15 protein-coding genes are annotated in these 15,826 nt (G+C 76.6%); 10 read left to right on the top strand and 5 right to left on the bottom strand.

Translation table 11 applies throughout. From position 1 onward, the window contains the following. Window positions 1-9: 9 nt before the first annotated feature. The 4 genes from ACI79R_RS10995 (at window position 10) to ACI79R_RS11010 (ending at window position 4,074) form a co-directional block, all read left to right on the top strand. Window positions 10-1,041, top strand: a complete 1,032-nt coding sequence (locus tag ACI79R_RS10995) for a hypothetical protein (RefSeq protein ID WP_456573653.1) — start codon at window positions 10-12, stop codon at window positions 1,039-1,041. 25 nt (window positions 1,042-1,066) lie between these two features. Continuing rightward, window positions 1,067-1,429, top strand: coding sequence for a DUF1330 domain-containing protein (locus ACI79R_RS11000; protein WP_456573654.1), 363 nt, complete (start codon window positions 1,067-1,069; stop codon window positions 1,427-1,429). 37 nt (window positions 1,430-1,466) lie between these two features. Continuing rightward, window positions 1,467-2,939, top strand: a complete 1,473-nt coding sequence (locus tag ACI79R_RS11005) for an HNH endonuclease signature motif containing protein (protein ID WP_456573655.1) — start codon at window positions 1,467-1,469, stop codon at window positions 2,937-2,939. 67 nt (window positions 2,940-3,006) lie between these two features. Then, window positions 3,007-4,074: a hypothetical protein gene (locus tag ACI79R_RS11010; protein ID WP_456573656.1), complete on the top strand. Its 1,068-nt coding sequence runs from the start codon at window positions 3,007-3,009 to the stop codon at window positions 4,072-4,074. A gap of 7 nt (window positions 4,075-4,081) precedes the next feature. Here the strand turns inward: ACI79R_RS11010 and ACI79R_RS11015 are convergent, their stop codons facing one another. The 3 genes from ACI79R_RS11015 to ACI79R_RS11025 all read right to left on the bottom strand — a co-directional run bounded on the left by ACI79R_RS11015 (window position 4,082) and on the right by ACI79R_RS11025 (window position 7,408). Next, entirely contained in the window at window positions 4,082-5,479 is a 1,398-nt protein-coding gene (locus ACI79R_RS11015) for a DUF4407 domain-containing protein (protein WP_456573657.1), read from the bottom strand. A gap of 96 nt (window positions 5,480-5,575) precedes the next feature. Next, entirely contained in the window at window positions 5,576-6,616 is a 1,041-nt protein-coding gene (locus tag ACI79R_RS11020; RefSeq protein WP_456573658.1) for an isopenicillin N synthase family dioxygenase, read from the bottom strand. A gap of 51 nt (window positions 6,617-6,667) precedes the next feature. Further along, window positions 6,668-7,408 (bottom strand): enoyl-CoA hydratase-related protein, encoded by a 741-nt coding sequence (locus ACI79R_RS11025; protein ID WP_456573659.1) that lies wholly within the window; start codon window positions 7,406-7,408, stop codon window positions 6,668-6,670. 103 nt (window positions 7,409-7,511) lie between these two features. On the opposite strand from ACI79R_RS11025, the gene ACI79R_RS11030 reads away from it, so the two are divergent. From ACI79R_RS11030 to ACI79R_RS11050, 5 genes are all read left to right on the top strand, one after another. After that, window positions 7,512-8,654 carry a hypothetical protein gene (locus tag ACI79R_RS11030; RefSeq protein ID WP_456573660.1) on the top strand — a complete coding sequence of 381 codons (1,143 nt, stop codon included), beginning with the start codon at window positions 7,512-7,514 and terminating at the stop codon, window positions 8,652-8,654. Between the two features lie 125 nt (window positions 8,655-8,779). Next, on the top strand, window positions 8,780-9,934 hold the full coding sequence (locus tag ACI79R_RS11035; RefSeq protein WP_456573661.1) for a hypothetical protein: 1,155 nt from the start codon (window positions 8,780-8,782) through the stop codon (window positions 9,932-9,934). Next, window positions 9,931-11,088, top strand: a complete 1,158-nt coding sequence (locus ACI79R_RS11040) for a hypothetical protein (protein ID WP_456573662.1) — start codon at window positions 9,931-9,933, stop codon at window positions 11,086-11,088. Before ACI79R_RS11035 ends, ACI79R_RS11040 begins: the two co-directional genes overlap by 4 nt. Further along, the gene (locus ACI79R_RS11045; RefSeq protein ID WP_456573663.1) at window positions 11,085-12,224 is read left to right on the top strand and encodes a hypothetical protein; all 1,140 of its coding nucleotides are present in this window, start codon (window positions 11,085-11,087) and stop codon (window positions 12,222-12,224) included. The genes ACI79R_RS11040 and ACI79R_RS11045 overlap by 4 nt, the downstream gene beginning before the upstream one ends. 127 nt (window positions 12,225-12,351) lie before the next feature. Beyond that, complete coding sequence (locus ACI79R_RS11050; RefSeq protein WP_456573664.1) at window positions 12,352-13,512, top strand: YncE family protein; 1,161 nt, start codon at window positions 12,352-12,354, stop codon at window positions 13,510-13,512. Here ACI79R_RS11050 and ACI79R_RS11055 read toward each other — a convergent pair. Further along, a complete protein-coding gene (locus tag ACI79R_RS11055; RefSeq protein WP_456573665.1) occupies window positions 13,499-14,089 on the bottom strand; it encodes a TIGR03086 family metal-binding protein in 591 nt (196 codons plus the stop codon). The genes ACI79R_RS11050 and ACI79R_RS11055 overlap by 14 nt on opposite strands. A 57-nt stretch (window positions 14,090-14,146) precedes the next feature. Here ACI79R_RS11055 and ACI79R_RS11060 point away from each other — a divergent pair, with 57 nt between their 5' ends. After that, entirely contained in the window at window positions 14,147-14,914 is a 768-nt protein-coding gene (locus ACI79R_RS11060) for a DUF6308 family protein (RefSeq protein WP_456573666.1), read from the top strand. On the opposite strand, the gene ACI79R_RS11065 is transcribed toward ACI79R_RS11060, so the two are convergent. Then, window positions 14,884-15,822 carry a helix-turn-helix domain-containing protein gene (locus tag ACI79R_RS11065; protein WP_456573667.1) on the bottom strand — a complete coding sequence of 313 codons (939 nt, stop codon included), beginning with the start codon at window positions 15,820-15,822 and terminating at the stop codon, window positions 14,884-14,886. The genes ACI79R_RS11060 and ACI79R_RS11065 overlap by 31 nt on opposite strands. Between the last annotated feature and the right edge of the window lie 4 nt (window positions 15,823-15,826).

Here is a 15,826-nt window from a genome sequence, read left to right on the forward strand (position 1 = left end):
TCCGCCGGCATGACGACGACGATGTCGCCCGACCTCGACGAGATCCTCGGGCGCATGCGCGTGGGCATCGACTCGCCGAGCCCCGGTCCCCTCCTGACCATCGCCGCTTCGGTGCTCGCCACGCCTGAACCCTCAGGGAGCCTGTCCGACCTCGTCACCCGCTTGGCCGCGGACGACCACGTCGAGCTGTCCGCGACCGCCCTGGCCGTGGCGACGTTGAGTCTCGACACGGGGTTGCGACGCCAGGTGCGCCGGCAGATCGCCGAGCGCGGACACGTACTACCCCGGTGGCTCGTGCAGCTCGACCGCGCCGAGCCCTGCGACCGGGCCGTCGAGTTCAGCACGGTCTTCAGAGAGGTGGACGAGCTCGTGGTCGGCGTCGTCGTGCCGGGCGGTCATCCGCTCACCGCCGTCGTACGCATCGACAACGAGCCCTTCGAACGGGCGGACGACGGTCACGTCTTCTGGGGGCCCCTGGAGTCGATCACGGGTGCTGACGCCCCGGGTGCACGCTCGCGGGAGGTCTCGCCGGCGGACGCGCGGGCCCGCATCGCGGCCGCGCTGCATGCGAAGGACGCGCTGGACCGGCGTCTGCCGAGCCAGAGATCGGAGCAGATGGCCGCCGCGCGGCCGCTGATCGACTGGCTGCTCTCACGACTGCCGGAAGGCGGTCACCCGTCCTCCCGGTCGATCTCGGAGGCGGATCACGACGAGATCGCACGACAGTTCCTCGCAAGCCCGTTCGGCCCGTCCTGGCGCCGCTCGAGATCCCTGGTCGCGGACATGCTGGACGCGGGCGGCTGCAACGGGATCGGTGATCCGTTGATGTGGAGCCCGCGGCACGTCCGTCGGGTCCTGGACAGCAGCACCGTGTTCGACGACCGGACGGACGCGGAGCGGGCGCCGGACCTCCTCCGCGACCTCATCCGCTACGGACACACCGAGCGCGGCGTCCCGCCGGAGCTGACCGAGAAGTCCTTGGCGCAGGTCGAGGCACTCGCCGACCAGTTCCGCGAGGAGGTGCGGGAGTACTACGGCTGACGAGGCCGGCCGTTAGCGTCGGGCCATGGCCATCGACCCCCGCGGCACCGACCTCAAGCGCTTCCTCCAGGAGGACCCGGGTGGTCCCGTCGTGATGCTCAACCTGCTGCGCTTCGCCGAGGGCGGCCGCGAGTCCTACGACCGGTACGCCGCGGCCCTGCGCGACACCTTCCTCCCCCGCTACGGCGGCGAGGTGCTCTACGCCGGCAGCGGCCACACCCCGCTGGTCGCCGAGCAGGGCCAGGACTGGGACGCCGTCCTGCTCGTCCGCTACCCGTCGCGCGAGGCGTTCAGCCGGATGGTCGCCGACCCGGAGTACCAGCAGGTGACCCGGCTGCGCACCCAGGCGCTCACCGAGGCGGTGCTGCAGCCGACGTCCGCCTGGTAGCCCGAAAACTGTCATACCCGCAGGTCAGACTGTGGGTGTGTTCGACACCCAGCCGCCGCGACCGCCCGTGGAGGGTGTGCCGTGGCCGGTGTCGCCGGATGAGGTGGTGCCGCGGTGGTCGACCGAGTCGGACCTGGTGTGCGACATCTGGTCCACCGATGCGCGGATGACCCGGGAGCACGCCCGGCAGGCCGCGGCGATCGCCGAGCTGGCCCGCCGCCGGGCCGCTGAACGGGGGGCCGATCCGTGCCGGATGGGCCCGGATGCGGCGGCGGTGCGGCCGCTGGCGTTGGCGCACCTGTCCGATGACTTCGTCTCCGAGCTGGCGGTGATCCGGGGCTGCTCGGATGCCGAGGCCGAGTCGCTGGCCGCCGAGGCGGTGCTGCTGACCGGCAAGCTGGCGCCGACGTGGGCGGAGCTGTTCGCCGGTCGGCTGACCGTCCGCAAGGCCCGCATCCTGCTCGATCTGCTGGGTGACGCCGATGACGAGGTGGCCGCCGGGGTGCAGGCCCGGGTGCTGCCCGGCGCCGAGCACCGCCCGCCCTCGCGGCTGGCCGACCGGGCCCGCTACCACCTGTACCGGCTGGACGCCGACGCCCGCGACCGCCGCCGGCGGGCGGCCGAGCGGACGGCGGACGTGTCGGTGCAGCGCACCGCCGACGACCTGGGCCGGCTGGTCATCGAAGGCCCCCTGCCGCAGGTGCACGCCGCCCGGGCCGCGGTGGACTCCTACGCCCGGTGGCTGCGCGCCGACGGCGACCCGCGCCCCATCGGCCGGCTGCGCTCGGCCGCGGCGCTGGATCTGATCCTGCGGCCCTGGGACACCACCCGCCCACCGGTCACCGCGCAGCTCACCGTGCACGTCGGGATCTCCACCCTGCGCGGCGGGGACGAGCCCGGGGAGCTGGACGGGCAGGTCGTCTCGGCCGCCCAGTGCCGGGAGGTTCTGGACCAACTGGACGTGCTCGACCTGCAGAACCCGCCTGCAGGTGGGTCGCTCACCCTGTCCCTCGACGACGCGGCCACCGGCCAGACGGTGGCGGTCGTGACCCGGGCCGAGCTGGCCCGCGCCGCCGGCACCGGCCGCCGCCGCACCCGCCGCGGGACGGGCAGCGAGTCCGGTGAGGGCCCCGGTCTCCGGCGCCCGGCCGGCACGAGGGGCTACGGGCCGCGGGCGGCGCAGCGGCGTTACGTCGAGGCCCGCGACCGGTCCTGCCGGATGCCCGGCTGCCGCCGCCGACCCGGCCGCTGCGACATCGACCACGTCATCGCCTACGACGCCGGCGGCCCCACCGAGTGCCAGAACCTGTGCTGCCTGTGCCGCCGCCACCACCGGATCAAGACCCACGCCCGCGGCTGGTCCTTCACCCTCCTCCCCGACGGCCGGCTCATCGTCCGCACACCCTCCGGGGTCACCCGCACCACCCACCCACCCGGCTGGGCCACCGACCCCGAACCCGACCCACCCTGGCTCGACGACCTCGCACCACCCGACCCCCTCCGCATGTGAGGGGCGAAGGGTTCCGACTCCGGCTGCTGATCGGCGGGGCCCTCCGAACCGGTCTACCGTCCGCCCCATGCCCCGCCGCACCGTCGCGGCCCTGGTCCTCGTCCCGGCCATCGCGCTGAGCGCAGCCGGCTGCACCGCGACCGACGGCGACGGCGAGCCCGCGCCCGACGGTTCCGTCCCCCGGGTCGTCGCCACCGTCGACCTCGACGCCGCGGCCGGCACCGAGGTGCGCCCGTCCGACCTCGCCGCCCTCCCCGGCGGCACCGCCCTCGTGCTGCTCACCGCGCCCGATGACGCAGCGAGCTACCTGCTCGAGATCGGCCCCGACGGCGCCGGCCCGCCCCGCACCGTCCCCGCCGTGCGCGACGGCGCCGACCTGCTCGTCGCGCCCGACGGCACCGTGCACGTCGTCGGCCGCGACGCCACCACCGGGGAGCTGCAGATCAGCACCGGCGAGCGGGTCACACCGCTGGGCCGCCTCCCCGACACCACGGCCGGCGCCCTCTCCCCCGACGGCCGCACCGCCTACCTCGCCGTCACCTACGCCGACGGCCGCCCCCCCGAACTGCTCGCCGTCGACCTCGCCAGCGGGACCACCACGGCGGCGGAGCCGGCCGACCCCGTCACCCACCTCGCCGCCACCACCGGCGGCGGCCTGACGGCGCTGGAGGTCACCGGCTCCGGCGCGGCGCTGACCACCTACGGCGCCGACCTCCGGCCGACCGGCGACCCGACGGTCCTGAGCGCCACCGACCGGCCCGCCGGCCTGGCGGTCACCCCCGACGGCACCGCCGTCCTCACCCTCGACGGCGGCGACAGCGGCCAGCTGCTCACCGTCTCCGGCGGCGAGGTGGGGCAGCGCATCGACCTGGCCGACACCGAGGACTCCGGCCTCGACCTCGCCGTCTCCCCCGACGGCCGCTCCGCCGTCGTCCCCCTGTCCGCCTACCAGGCTCCCCCGGCCCTGGTCACCTACGACCTGGGCTCCGGCGAGCCCACCGGCGAGGTCGTCCTCTGCCCCGGCGGCAACGGCGCCCTGGGCGCCACCGCACTCTCCCCCGACGGCGGCACCCTCACCGCCATCGGCGTCTGCCGCGACGAGAACCGGGTCTCGACGGCGTTCCTGGTCCGCTGAGGCGGGGTCAGACCGGCATGCGTTCGGTCGGGCGCCGGCGCGCGGTGCGCACCGTCCGCGCCGCCGTGCGGGCCAGCCGGATCGGGCCGGTGTCCCACAGCGGCCGCCCACCCTCGTCGACCGGCGCGGCCGGCGCGGGCACGACCGGCGCGGTCGCCGGGCCGGCCTCGGCCGCGGCCATGGCGGCCAGCGCCGCCCGCTGCCGCGCCCGGATGACCTCCTTCTGCCGGTCCACCCGTTCCATCTCGGCCATCACGAGCAGCTCCTCGCGGGCCTGGGCGACCTCCAGCCGCGACTGCTTCTGCAGCTCCTCGACCTCGACGTCCCCGGAGTCGCGCAACTCGGCCAGCTTGTCGTAGGCCGACGGCGGGCCGAAGTTCAGCAGCAGCTTCATCAGCACCGGCAGCAGCTCCACGGCCATGAACAGCATCGCGAGCATCGTCTTGGCCAGCCAGAGCGTGGTGTTGCGGTCGCTGAGCCGGTCCAGCGCCTCCAGCCGCAGCAGGATCCCGCCCGAGCCCTCGTTGGTGGCGTCGAACTGCGCCTGCAGCCGGTCCTGCTCGGCGGTCAGCCGGGCCAGCTCGTCGGAGTCGGTGGCCAGCGCCGACTGCGCGGCCGAGAAGCTGCGCGCCTCCGCGGCGGTCGCCGTGGAGACGGCGTCGTCGTAGGCGGCCTGCGCCGCGGTCACCGCCAGCGCCGCGGCGTCGGCGGCCGCGCGGGCCTCCTGGTACGCCGTCCCCGTGCCGGCCTCGCCGGTGCCGCAGGTGCCGTCCAGCTCGCACTGCGCCCGCGCCTGCAGCTCCCGGTGCGAGGTCACCGCGGCGTCCAGCGCGGCCTGCCGCGTGGCGACCTCGGCGTGCACGGCGGCCAGCGCCGGGTCGGCGACACCGCCGGTCGAGACGATCTCCTGCTCGGTGGCCACCCGCTCCTGCAGCTCGGGCAGGCCGGCGAAGCGCGCGTCGGACTCCAGCGACGTCCGGTAGGCGTCGGCGGCCTCCGCCTGCATCGTGACGATCTCGGTGTCGATCTCCTTGTGGAACACCTGCAGCGTCAGCGGCGTCGCCACGACCGCGCCGAGGATCAGCGCCAGCCCCACCCGCGGGACGGCGAGCAGCAGGTTCCGCTTCACCGAGGTGTCGTGCGCCATGCCGACCAGCAGCATCCGGTCGAGGTTGACCACGACGAAGCCCCAGCCGATGCCGACCAGCAGCGCCACCGGCCACCAGACGCCCAGCGCCATCGCGACGGCGAACGCCATCGACAGCACCGCGAGCCCGCCGGTGCTCAGCAGCACCCCGCCCAGGGCCACGAACCGCGGCCGCGCGCCCGGCGCCGCGGCGAGCAGCTCCGGCCGCGCACCGCCGAGCACCGCCAGACCGTCGCCGATCCGTCGTCGAGCCGACATGTGCACGCACTCCCCGGCGACGGGGGTTGGAGCAGTCCGCCGCCTTCGGAGTCCGTCATCGGCAGTCCGCGGCCGGGCCCTGACCAGCGACGCAGGTCACCCGCGGCCGGCGAGCAGCCGTTCGGTCTCCCGGCCGGTGTTCGGGTTGCGGACGCCGGCCCGCGACCCGGCCAGCTTCGCCGCCAGGTGCTCGCCGATCGTGACCGGCAGGTAGCGGTCCTCGTGCTCGGCGTCCACGCAGCCGGGCAGCGTCTCGACGACGGCGTCCACGTTGCCGTCGCAGAAGAACGCCGCCGACCGGCGCCGCTGGATCGAGCCGTCCACGATCGGCGGCTTCACCCGGTGCAGCGTCGACATCCACGCGTCGTTGGTCCAGCGGGCCATGAGGTCGCCGAGGTTGACCAGCAGCGCGCCGTCCGCCGGCTGCACGTCGTGCCACACGAGATCGCCGCCGAGCACCTGCAGGCCGGGCACCTGGTCGGCCCACAGCACGGTCAGGATGCCGTAGTCGGTGTGCGCGCCCATGCCGGTGAGGTCGCCGTCGAGGTCGACGCTGCCCGGCGGCAGCGCGTAGTTGACCATCCGCAGGACGTCGATCGAGTGGGTCAGGTAGGCGTCGAAGAAGTCCGCCGGCAGGCGCAGCGCGTCGGCCGCCACCCGCGTCAGCACCCGCGACACCCGCTTCGCCTCGGCGAAGTAGGCCTCGACCCGCGCGCGGAAGCCCGGCATGCCCTCGGGCCAGACGTTCTCCGCGTACATGTCCGCCGGCAGCTCGACCCCGGGATGGTCGCTGACCGCCGCGCCCACGTTGAACGCCTCGAAGAAGTCGTTCATCCGCCCGGCCGACTCCACGCCCAGCGACAGCGACAGCGACTCCGCCCTGGGCGGGGTGTAGCCGCGGTCGATCTGCGGCGGCGTCCGGTAGGCCAGCTTCGCGTCGAGGTCGTGCGCGAAGAACTCGTCGATGGCCGCGGCCAGCCCGTCGGTGACCGGCGTCGGCACGCCGTGCCCGACCACCTGCACGAAGCCGACCTCGCGGCAGGCGCGGTCGAAGGCGGCGGCCACCGCCGCGCGCTGCCCGGCGTCGCCGCCGGAGACGTAGGGAGCGATGTCGACGACGGGCACGCGGAAGGTCATGGCCCGCGACGCTAGGAGCGGGCCGTTACACCCCCGTGTCGGCCGTGGGAACTACCGCGCCGACCGGCGCATCGACCACATCTGCGCGGGCCGCTCGAACTGCGTGGCGATCTCCCACGACACCGCCGTCGCCGTCTCCTTGCGGAAGTTGCCGACGGTCACCCGGGCCAGCTCCGGGTCGGCCGCCACCCGCCCGGCCAGCTCGAGCGCGCGGTCCTCGACGGCGTCGGCGTCCACGGCCTCCCAGGCCAGGCCGAGCTCGACGGCCTTCTCCCCGTGGATCTCCTCCCCGAACAGCACCATCGCCGCCGCGGCCTCGCGGCCGATGAGCCGGGAGAGCAGCACGAAGTGCCCGCCGCCGGGGTGCATGCCCCGCTTGAGGAAGCCGGCCAGCAGCCGGGCGTCGCGGGCGACGATCCGCAGGTCGGTGGCGAGCAGCATGTTCATGCCCGCGCCCACCGAGGAGCCGCGCACCGCCGCGATCGTGGGCACCTTCACCTGGCCCAGCCGGTAGAAGGAGTCGTAGATCGACGACATCTGCTCGTAGGCCTCCGGGGCGGCCGGGTCCTCGCCGGCCGCGGCGAGCACCGCGACGTCCGCCCCCGCGCAGAACGACTTCCCCACCCCGCGCACGACCAGCGCGCCGACCTCGGGCCGGGCGTCGACCTCGTCGAAGGTCGCCATCAGCGCCGCGGCCATCGCCGGCGTGAGCGCGTTGCGCCGGTCGGGCGCGTTCAGCGTCACCACCGCGACGCCGCCGTCGACCTCGAGCTGGACCTCGTCGTTCGCCACGGGGGACATGACACCACGGGCGCGGCGGCGCGGCTCACCCACCCGAGTCACTCGCCGTAGCGGAACGGTGACAGCGCGGAATGGACGGCGATAGAACGACGGGGTGTCCCGCACCCGCCGCTGCCTCGCCGTCACCGTCGCCCTCCTCGCCGCCGGCTGCTCCGCCTCGGTCGACGGCACCGCCCAGCGCGCGGGCACCGCGGACACCGCGCCCGCCGAGGCCGGCCCGCTGACGGAGTTCGGCGACCGGCTCGACCTCTCCGGCGCCCTGGGCAAGGACGGCTGGGTCGAGGCCTCGGCCGTCCGCCCCGACGGCGCGCTGGTCGCGCTGGTCGCGCTCACGACCTCCCACTACGACGACGAGGGCGCCAGCCTCGTCGAGGTGCTGCCCGGCCCGGAGGTCGGGTTCGTCGTCGAGCTGCGCCCCACCCTCCCGTCGGGCTTCCTGTTCGCCCGCGCGGACGGGTCGGTCGTGCTGGCCGGCGCGGGCGAGGGCGGCTTCGCCATGGCGATCGTCGACGAGGACGGCGGGATCGGGGACGTCCACGGCGCCGACTTCGACGGCGAGTTCGGCGAGTTCGAGTACGCGGCCTCACCCGACGGCGGCATCCTCTACGTCGGCTACGACGACGGGGACGCGCAGGGCCTCGTCGCGATCGACGTCGACAGCGGCGAGGTGCTGGCCGAGGCGCCGTGGCAGGTGCCCGGCGCGGACGGCATCGCGGCGCTCTCGGCCGGCGCCGACGGCTCCGTCACCGCGCTCTTCCGGAACGCCGACGGCAGCGTGCTCGCCACCTACGGCAGCGACCTGATCCGCAGCGGCGAGCTGCTCGACCCGATGGCCGGCCGGTTCAGCGTGCCGGTACAGCTGCGCACCGCCCCGGACGGCGCGCAGCTGCTCTCCCTGATCACCACGGACGACGCGCAGGTGTCCTGGATCGTGGTCGTCCGCGACGGCGTGGTCGAGCAGTCGATCGCCCTGTCCACCGTCTACGAGACCGACGACCTCGCCGTCGACCCGGCCGGCCACTGGCTGTACGTCTCGACCAGCCAGGAGAACGGATCGCCCTGGCTCACGACCGTCGACCTGCGCACCGGCGACGTCCTGGGTGACGTCGGCATCTGCGCGGAGCACGGCTACAGCACGGGGCTCGGCCTGGCCGCCGACGGCTCGTCGCTGACCGTCGTCGCCGGCTGCTCGGGCGCCAACGGCGCCGGCCACGTGGAGGCCGTCGCCGTCGGCTGAGGTCGCCAGCATCCCCACGCCCGGCTCCCGGCTGGTACGACAGGCGCCGCGGCCCGCTGCAAGTGCGGCACCAGCCCCGTCCCAGCGGCCCGCTCCACGCTGCCCCGGTGACCTGGAGTTCCCGCATGCCCCGCCCCCTGCTGGCGCTCGCCGCCGCCGGCCTGCTGTTCCTGGCCGCCTGCGGCGGCGACGCCGGCGAACCGCCCGCACCGGCCGCCGGCCCCCAGCTCACCGAGGTCGCCGGGGCCGCCGACCTCGAGGCCGCCGTGGGCTCCGGCGACGTGCTGGTGCTCGGCGTCGTCCCCGCCCCCGACGGGTCCTGGCTGGTGCACGTCACCGGCGACCGGGCCGGCGACCCGGGGTGGCTGGTGCCCGTCGAGCCCGGGGACGGCGGACCGGTCGCCGGCGACGCCGTCGAGCTCCCGCCCCTGGACGCCACCCCGGAGCTGCACGTCGCCCCCGACGGCTCGGCGGTCCTGCTGGAGAAGCTGCCCGACGACACCCTCGCCGTCCTCACCCTCGCGCCCGGCGAGGACGAGCCCGCGGCGCAGCCGGTCACGCCGCCGCTCGACCGCAGCCAGGCCACGCTGACCAGCGCGCTCTCCCCCGACGGCGCCACCCTCTACCTCGTCGCCGGGGCTCCGGGCGGCTCCGGTCCGGTGCGGCTGCTGTCGATCGACGTCGCCACCGGCGAGGTGGGCGCCGACGTCGCCCTGGACCTCGCCGCGGACGGTGAGCTGTTCGTGCCCGCGCGGCTCGCCGCCGGCCCCGACGGACCGGTGCTCGCCGGCACCGTGCACGGCGAGGACACCCAGCGCCTCGTCCTCGCCCGCTTCGACACCGGCCTGCGGCCCGACGGCGACCCGGTCGTGCTCGCCGAGGACGCGGCCGCGGCGGCCTCCGCGCTCGCCGTCACCCCCGACGGCACGGCGGTCGTCGCCGGCGGCTCCGGCGAGACCTCCGACGACGCCGTGGCGCTGTTCGTCGTGACCGGCGACGAGGCGACCGCCCTCCCGCTCGACGACGCCGAGGCGCCCCCGCTGGGCCTGGCCCCCACCGCCGACGGCAGCGCCGTCCACGTGCCCGTCCGTCTCGCGGCCGGCGGCACGGTCCTGCTGACCGCCGACCTCGCCGATGGCACCGTCGGGACGACCACCCCGCTCTGCGCCGACGACAGCGCACTGGTCGGCCGCGCCGCGCTGGCCGGGAACGCGCTGCTGGTCGCCGGCTCCTGCCCCGACCTCGCCGGGGGCGCGCTGGCCGCGGTGCTGGTCCGATGAGGGCCGCCCTCGTCGCCGGCGCCGTCCTGCTGCTGGCCGGCTGCACCGCCACGGTCGACGGCACCCCGTCCGCGAGCGCGCCGGCACCTCCGTCGCAGCTCCCCCCGCCCACCGGGGTGGCCGGCGCGCTCGACCTCGAGGAGCTCGTGGGGCACGACGCGCTCGTCGTCCTCGGCGTCGTGCCCACGCCCGACGGCGGCTGGCTGGTGCACGTCGTCTCCTCCGACGACGACCACCCGGGCTGGCTGGTGCCCGTCGCCCCCGGCGACGACGGCCCGGTCGCCGGCGAGGCCGCCGACCTGCCCGAGCTGGCCGGCAGCCCCGAGGTGCTGGTCGCACCCGACGGGACCGTGGTGCTCGCGGAGTTCCTCCCCGACGGCTCCTTCGCGCTGCTCACCCGCGAGCCCGGCGCCGGCGGCTTCGACGTCCGCGAGATCGACCCCTTCCCTGCGAGCGAGGAGAGCAGCATCCGCACCGCCCTGTCCCCCGACGGCGGCACCGTCTACCTGCTGGCCGGCGGCCGCGGCGACGAGGGGCCGGCCCGGCTGCTCGCCGTCGACGTCGCCAGTGGCGCGGTCACCGCCGAGACCGACGCCGGCCTGCAGTCCGACGAGGAGACGCTGATCGGCGCGCGCCTGGCCGCCGACGCCGGCGGGCCGGCCGTGCTCGCCACCCTGCGCGGCGGCGAGCTGTCCCGGGTGACCCTCACCCGCTTCGGCCCCGACCTGCGTCCCGACGGCGACCCGGTGCCGCTCACCGACGGCGAGCAGCCCGACGGCACCGCGCTCGCCCTGACCGCCGACGGCACCGCCGTCGTGGCCGCGGGCGTCGGTGACACCGGCAGCGTGTCGGTGTTCGTGGTCGCCGGCGGCGAGGTGCGCGACGAGATCCCGCTGGACGACGCCGAGGAGGCGCCACTCGGGCTGGCCGTGACCGCCGACGGCACCACCGCCCTGGTGCCGGTGCGCGCCGGCACCGCCACCGTCGTGACCACCGTCGACCTCGGCAGCGGAGCGCTCGACGACATCCCGCTGTGCGACGCGATCGGCGACGTCGGCCGCGCCGCGCTCTCGGCCGACGGCGGCGCGCTGCTGCTCACCGGCTCGTGCACCGACGACGCCGACGGCGCCCTCTCCGCGGTGGTGCTCCGGTGAGGGCCGCCCTCGCCGCCGTCGCGGTGCTGCTCCTCGCCGGGTGCGGCGCGGACCCCGAGCCGGTCCCGCCCGCCGCCCCCACCGGCTCCGCCGCCCCGAGCACCTCCGCCCAACCGACCCCGGAGCTGGACCTGCTCGCCCCCGGCGACGCGGCAGCCATCACGGCCGCCGCCGGATCCGAGGCGGAGATCCTCGGGCTGACCGGCTCCTACGACCGGGCCGTCGCCCTCGTCGCACCGGAGGACGGCCCGCTGCTGCTCGTGACGCTGTCCGAGGACACCGGCGGCGTCTCGAGCGACACCCTGACCGCCGTGGAGCCCGGCCATCCCGAGCTCACCGTCCTGCTGCCGGGCGTCACCGACCGCGTTCCGCTGATCGGCGTGGCCGGCGGCCGGCTGGTGAGCGTGCTGGTCGAGGACGGCGAGGTCCTGCGGCTCACGCCCCTGGGCGACCTGGCCGCGGCCGACGTGACCAGCCTGCGGGCGACCGCGTACGGCTACAACGAGTTCGGCTACCTCACCGTCACCGCCCCCGACGGCAGCGCCCGGCTGCTGAAGGTCAACCTGATCACCGGTGAGCTGCTGGCCGAGGTGCCCCTCGGCGAGGGCCCGGTGCGCCCGGCCGCGGTCGACACCACGGAGGACGGCGCCGTCGTCGCCGTTCCCGCCGACGTGGGCCCGGAGGGCTCCGCCACCCCGGTGCTCCTGCAGTTCGACGCCGGCCTCGCGCCCCTGGCCACCGTGCCGCTCGGCGACGCCGGGGAGACCGCGGGTCCGGTCGACAGCGGCGCCTGGGACTTCGCGACCGCGGTCTCCGACGGCGAGGTCACCCGGCTGGTCTCGGTGGAGCACGGGGAGGCCGAGGCGGAGGAGCTCGCCGAGCTCGACCGGCCGCTGCCCGCCGTCCTGGCCAACGACACCGACGTCGTCTACGTCGCCGGGGAGACGCACGACGCGGTGCTCACCTGGGTCGCGGTCGACCCCGGGAGCGGGGAGGCCGCCGGGGAGGACGAGCTGTGCTCGGCGGGGTCGCTCGACGCCGCCGACGTCGTCTCGCCCGCGTCCGGCGGCTGGCTGGCCGCCCGCTGCGCCGACGGGGAGCAGCAGGAGCTCCTGGTCTGGGCGGTCACCTACTGAGTGGAGCGGAGTGCCACGGCGCGGAGAACGCGTCCGTGGCACTCCACTGCAAGGCGGGCGCCAGTGCCGCCCAAGGACGGCGGGCGACGGTGGAGCCGCCCCGTCCGCCGTCCTCCAGGAGCGCCCCGTGTCCCTCCGCCGGCTCGCCCTCGCCGCCGCCGTCCTCGTGCTGGCCGGGTGCACCGTTCCCAGCCCCGACCAGCCCCCGTCCCCCGACGTCGTCCCCGCGGCCGACGGCGGCGCGCTGGACACGGTGACCGGCCGGGAGCTGCTGCCCGGCACCGAGGAGTACGCCCCGGTCTGGCGGCTGGCCGCCGGCCCGGACGGGCAGCCGATCGCCCTGGTGCTGCCGGTCACCGGGGCGGGCGGCCCGCTGACCGTCGTCCGCCCCGGCGCGGCGGGCTGGCAGGAGGTGACCCTGACCGAGCACGACGACCACCGGTACGCGGCCTCGCTGCACGCCGCGCCGGACGGCACCGTGCTCGTGGCCGGGTTCGCCGGCGGCCGCTACGCGGTCAGCCGCATCGCCCCCGACGGCAGCGTGGTCACCGTGCCGGTGGCCACCGACCTGCCCGCCGCCGACGGGGTCGGCATCGGCGAGGGCGCGCTCTCCCCCGACGGCGCCACGCTCTACGTGCCGGTCGTCCTCGGTGGCGCCACCCGGCTGCTGGCGATCGACCCGCTCACCGGCGCGGTCCGCGCCGAGGCGCCGCTGGCCGAGATGCCGGCCAACCTGGACGGCGTGGCGGTGGCTCCCGACGGCACGGTCGTCGTCGCCCTCGACCGGCACGACCGCGCCGACGGCGGGCAGACGCCGACCCTGGCCCGGTTCGACGCGGCGCTGGCGCCGCTCGGCACCGTCGTGCTCGCCGACGGCCCGGCCGACGTCCGCCACCTGGGCGTGACCGGCGACGGCACCGTCGTCGCCGTCGTCCACGTCGGGCTCATCGGCGCGGGGACCAGCCACCTGCGGGTGGTGACCCTGGCGCCGGGGGCCGCGGTGCCCGAGACGGTCACCGAGTTCCCGGAGCACGCGCACTCCTACGGCTTCGCCGTCGACCCCGCCGGCGGGTGGGCCTACCTCGCCGGGCTGGAGAACGGGGCCAGCCCGCTGGACCAGACGGTGACCCCGGTCGACCTGGCCACCGGCGCGCAGGGCGACCCGGTCTCGCTGTGCACGTCGCTGGCGCCGGACGGCTTCACCGTCACCCCCGACGGCGGCCGGCTGCTGGCCGCTGTCGGCTGCGACGGCGGCCGGGGGCAGACGACGCTCGTCACGGTCGCGTGAGGGCCGCCCGCCACGAGGGGTCCCGGCCGGTCATGGCCAGCAGCCGGTCGAACGGCGCGCCGTCGTCGCCGACCGGCACGGACGGGCCGAACAGCCCGGGCACCGGCCCGGCCGCGACGAGCCCGCGGACCAGGCCGGTGGCGATCTCGACCGCCGCCGGATCGGGCCGGTACCGCTGCCCCGTGGCGACGGCGAGGTCCCAGCCGTGCACCAGGACCTCGTCGACGCCGACCGCGGCGATCTCCGGCGCGGGCATCGTCACCCCGCCGACCTCGGTGCTGCCCTCCCACGCCGCGTCGTCGGTCCAGGCCGCGACCAGGGCCTCCAGCTGGGCCGGGATGCGGGTGCGCCAGTCGGGCGCCAGGGCATCGGCCGAGGCCACCGGCGCGCTCCCCTGCGCGCGCTTGCGCGCCGCGTCGCGGAAGGCCAGGGTCAGGCCGACGAGATGGTCGAGCAGCCCGGCCACCGGCAGATCCGTGCACGGCGTGGGTGTACTCAGCTGGTCGTCGCGGATGCCCGCGACCACCCGGGCGGTCTCCCCGGAGGCGGCAGCCAGGGCGGCGGTCGTCGTTCGCATGGAGGACAGACCGGCCCGCGCGGCCGGACTCATCGGACGTCGTCGGAGGGGGAACCGATGGATGCCGCACTGACCCTGCCCAGCGCCGGGCCCGAGCCGATCCCGGGCGACGACGCGCTGGCCGCCGTCGTCGGCTACGCCCGTGGCCGGCGGCCGCTGCGCTTCCGCGCGCCCAACGCCCGGGAGGGCCGCTGGGTGCACGTGCTCGCGTTCGCCTTCGAGCGCTTCGACCGCCAGGCCGCCGAGACCGGTTCCCGCATGACCGACCGCGACGTGCTGCTCGCCGAGGGGCTGCACGGCCGGCTCGGGCCCGACCGCTGGTACGCCGTCCGGGCCGCCCTCGACGCCGCCCGGCCGCGCGCCGACGACGTCGTGCGCCGGGCGGCCGGGCGGGCGTTCTGGGAGCTGCCGGAGGAGGAGATGTCGGTGCTCGCCGAGCCCGGCACCGTCGGCGCCGCGCTCCGCGACCTGACCGGTGGGGACGACGCCGAGCACGTCACCGCCGCGCTGCACCACCGCCGGCCGGAGCTGTTCCCGCTGCTCGACGGCGTGACCCGCCGCCAGCTGTGGCCGCACACCCGGGAGAGCGACAGCGGCGTGCACGCCGTCGTCCACCGCGAGCTGCAGGCCAACGCCGAGGCCTTCGCCGAGCTGGAGTCCGCCGCCACGGCGCTGCTCGGGGTGCGGCTGACCCGGCTGCGGCTGCACGACCTGCTGCTCTGGCTGGCCGGCAGCCTGCGCATGGCCACCGCGGTGGCGCTGGGCCGGGCCACGCCCGAGTGGGTGGCCGCCGGTCAGCTCGGCCCGGTGGCGCTGCGCGGCTGATCCGCCCGTCCGCGGCGCACCTGGTCCGGTGTCACGCCGAAGGCGGTGCGGAAGCCGCGGGCGAAGGTCGCCTGGTCGCCGAAACCCCAGCGGGCGGCGACGTCGGCCACCCGCACGGCGGTGCCCGACCGGAGCAGCTCCCGCCGGGCCGCCTCCAGCCGGCGGCGGCGCACGTAGGCCGCCGGGGTGTGGCCGCGGGCGGCGAACAGCGCGTACAGCGAGCGGAGCGAGATCCACGCCGCCGCGGCCAGCGCCTCCGGGGTGAGCGCCGGATCGCCGAGGTGCGCCTCGACGTGCGCGGTCACCCGCCGCCAGGTGACGTCGTCGGGCGGGCCGCCTCCGGCCAGCGCGGCGGCCAGCAGGTCGACCGCGGCATCGGCGACCGGTGTGCCCAGCCGGCCGTCCAGCTGCCCGGCGGCGCCGACCGCGGCCCCGAGCAGGCCGGTCACCAGCCCCGTGGCCGCCGGCTCCAGCAGCCGCCGCCCGCCGGGCACGGGCAACCGGGTGCGCGGCACCAGCAGCGTCCACTTGTGCAGCCGACCCGGCACCCGGAAGCGCACCGGCTCGTCGCCGCGCCACACCAGCGCCGCGCCGGCCGGTACCCGCAGCTGCTGCCCGGCCAGCTCCACCTCCTCGGCGCCGGACCGGACGAACAGCACGCCGACGACGTCGTCGGTCGTGGCGGCCAGCTGGCTGCGGCCGCGGGCGCCGGAACACGGGCCGCAGCGGCAGTCGACGAGGGTGAGGTCACCGATGCGGTAGCGGGCCAGTGAGGCGTCGGCCCCGGCGTCCGGTCCCGGCGTCAGCGACCAGGGCAGGTGGGTGGCGCTGACCAGCTCACGGAACGCGTCGACCCGGTCGGCGGCGGGCAGCGCCGCCGGGCTCCACCGTTCCGCCACGAGCGCCATCGGC

The sequence above is a fragment of the Blastococcus sp. SYSU D00820 genome (assembly GCF_054050695.1).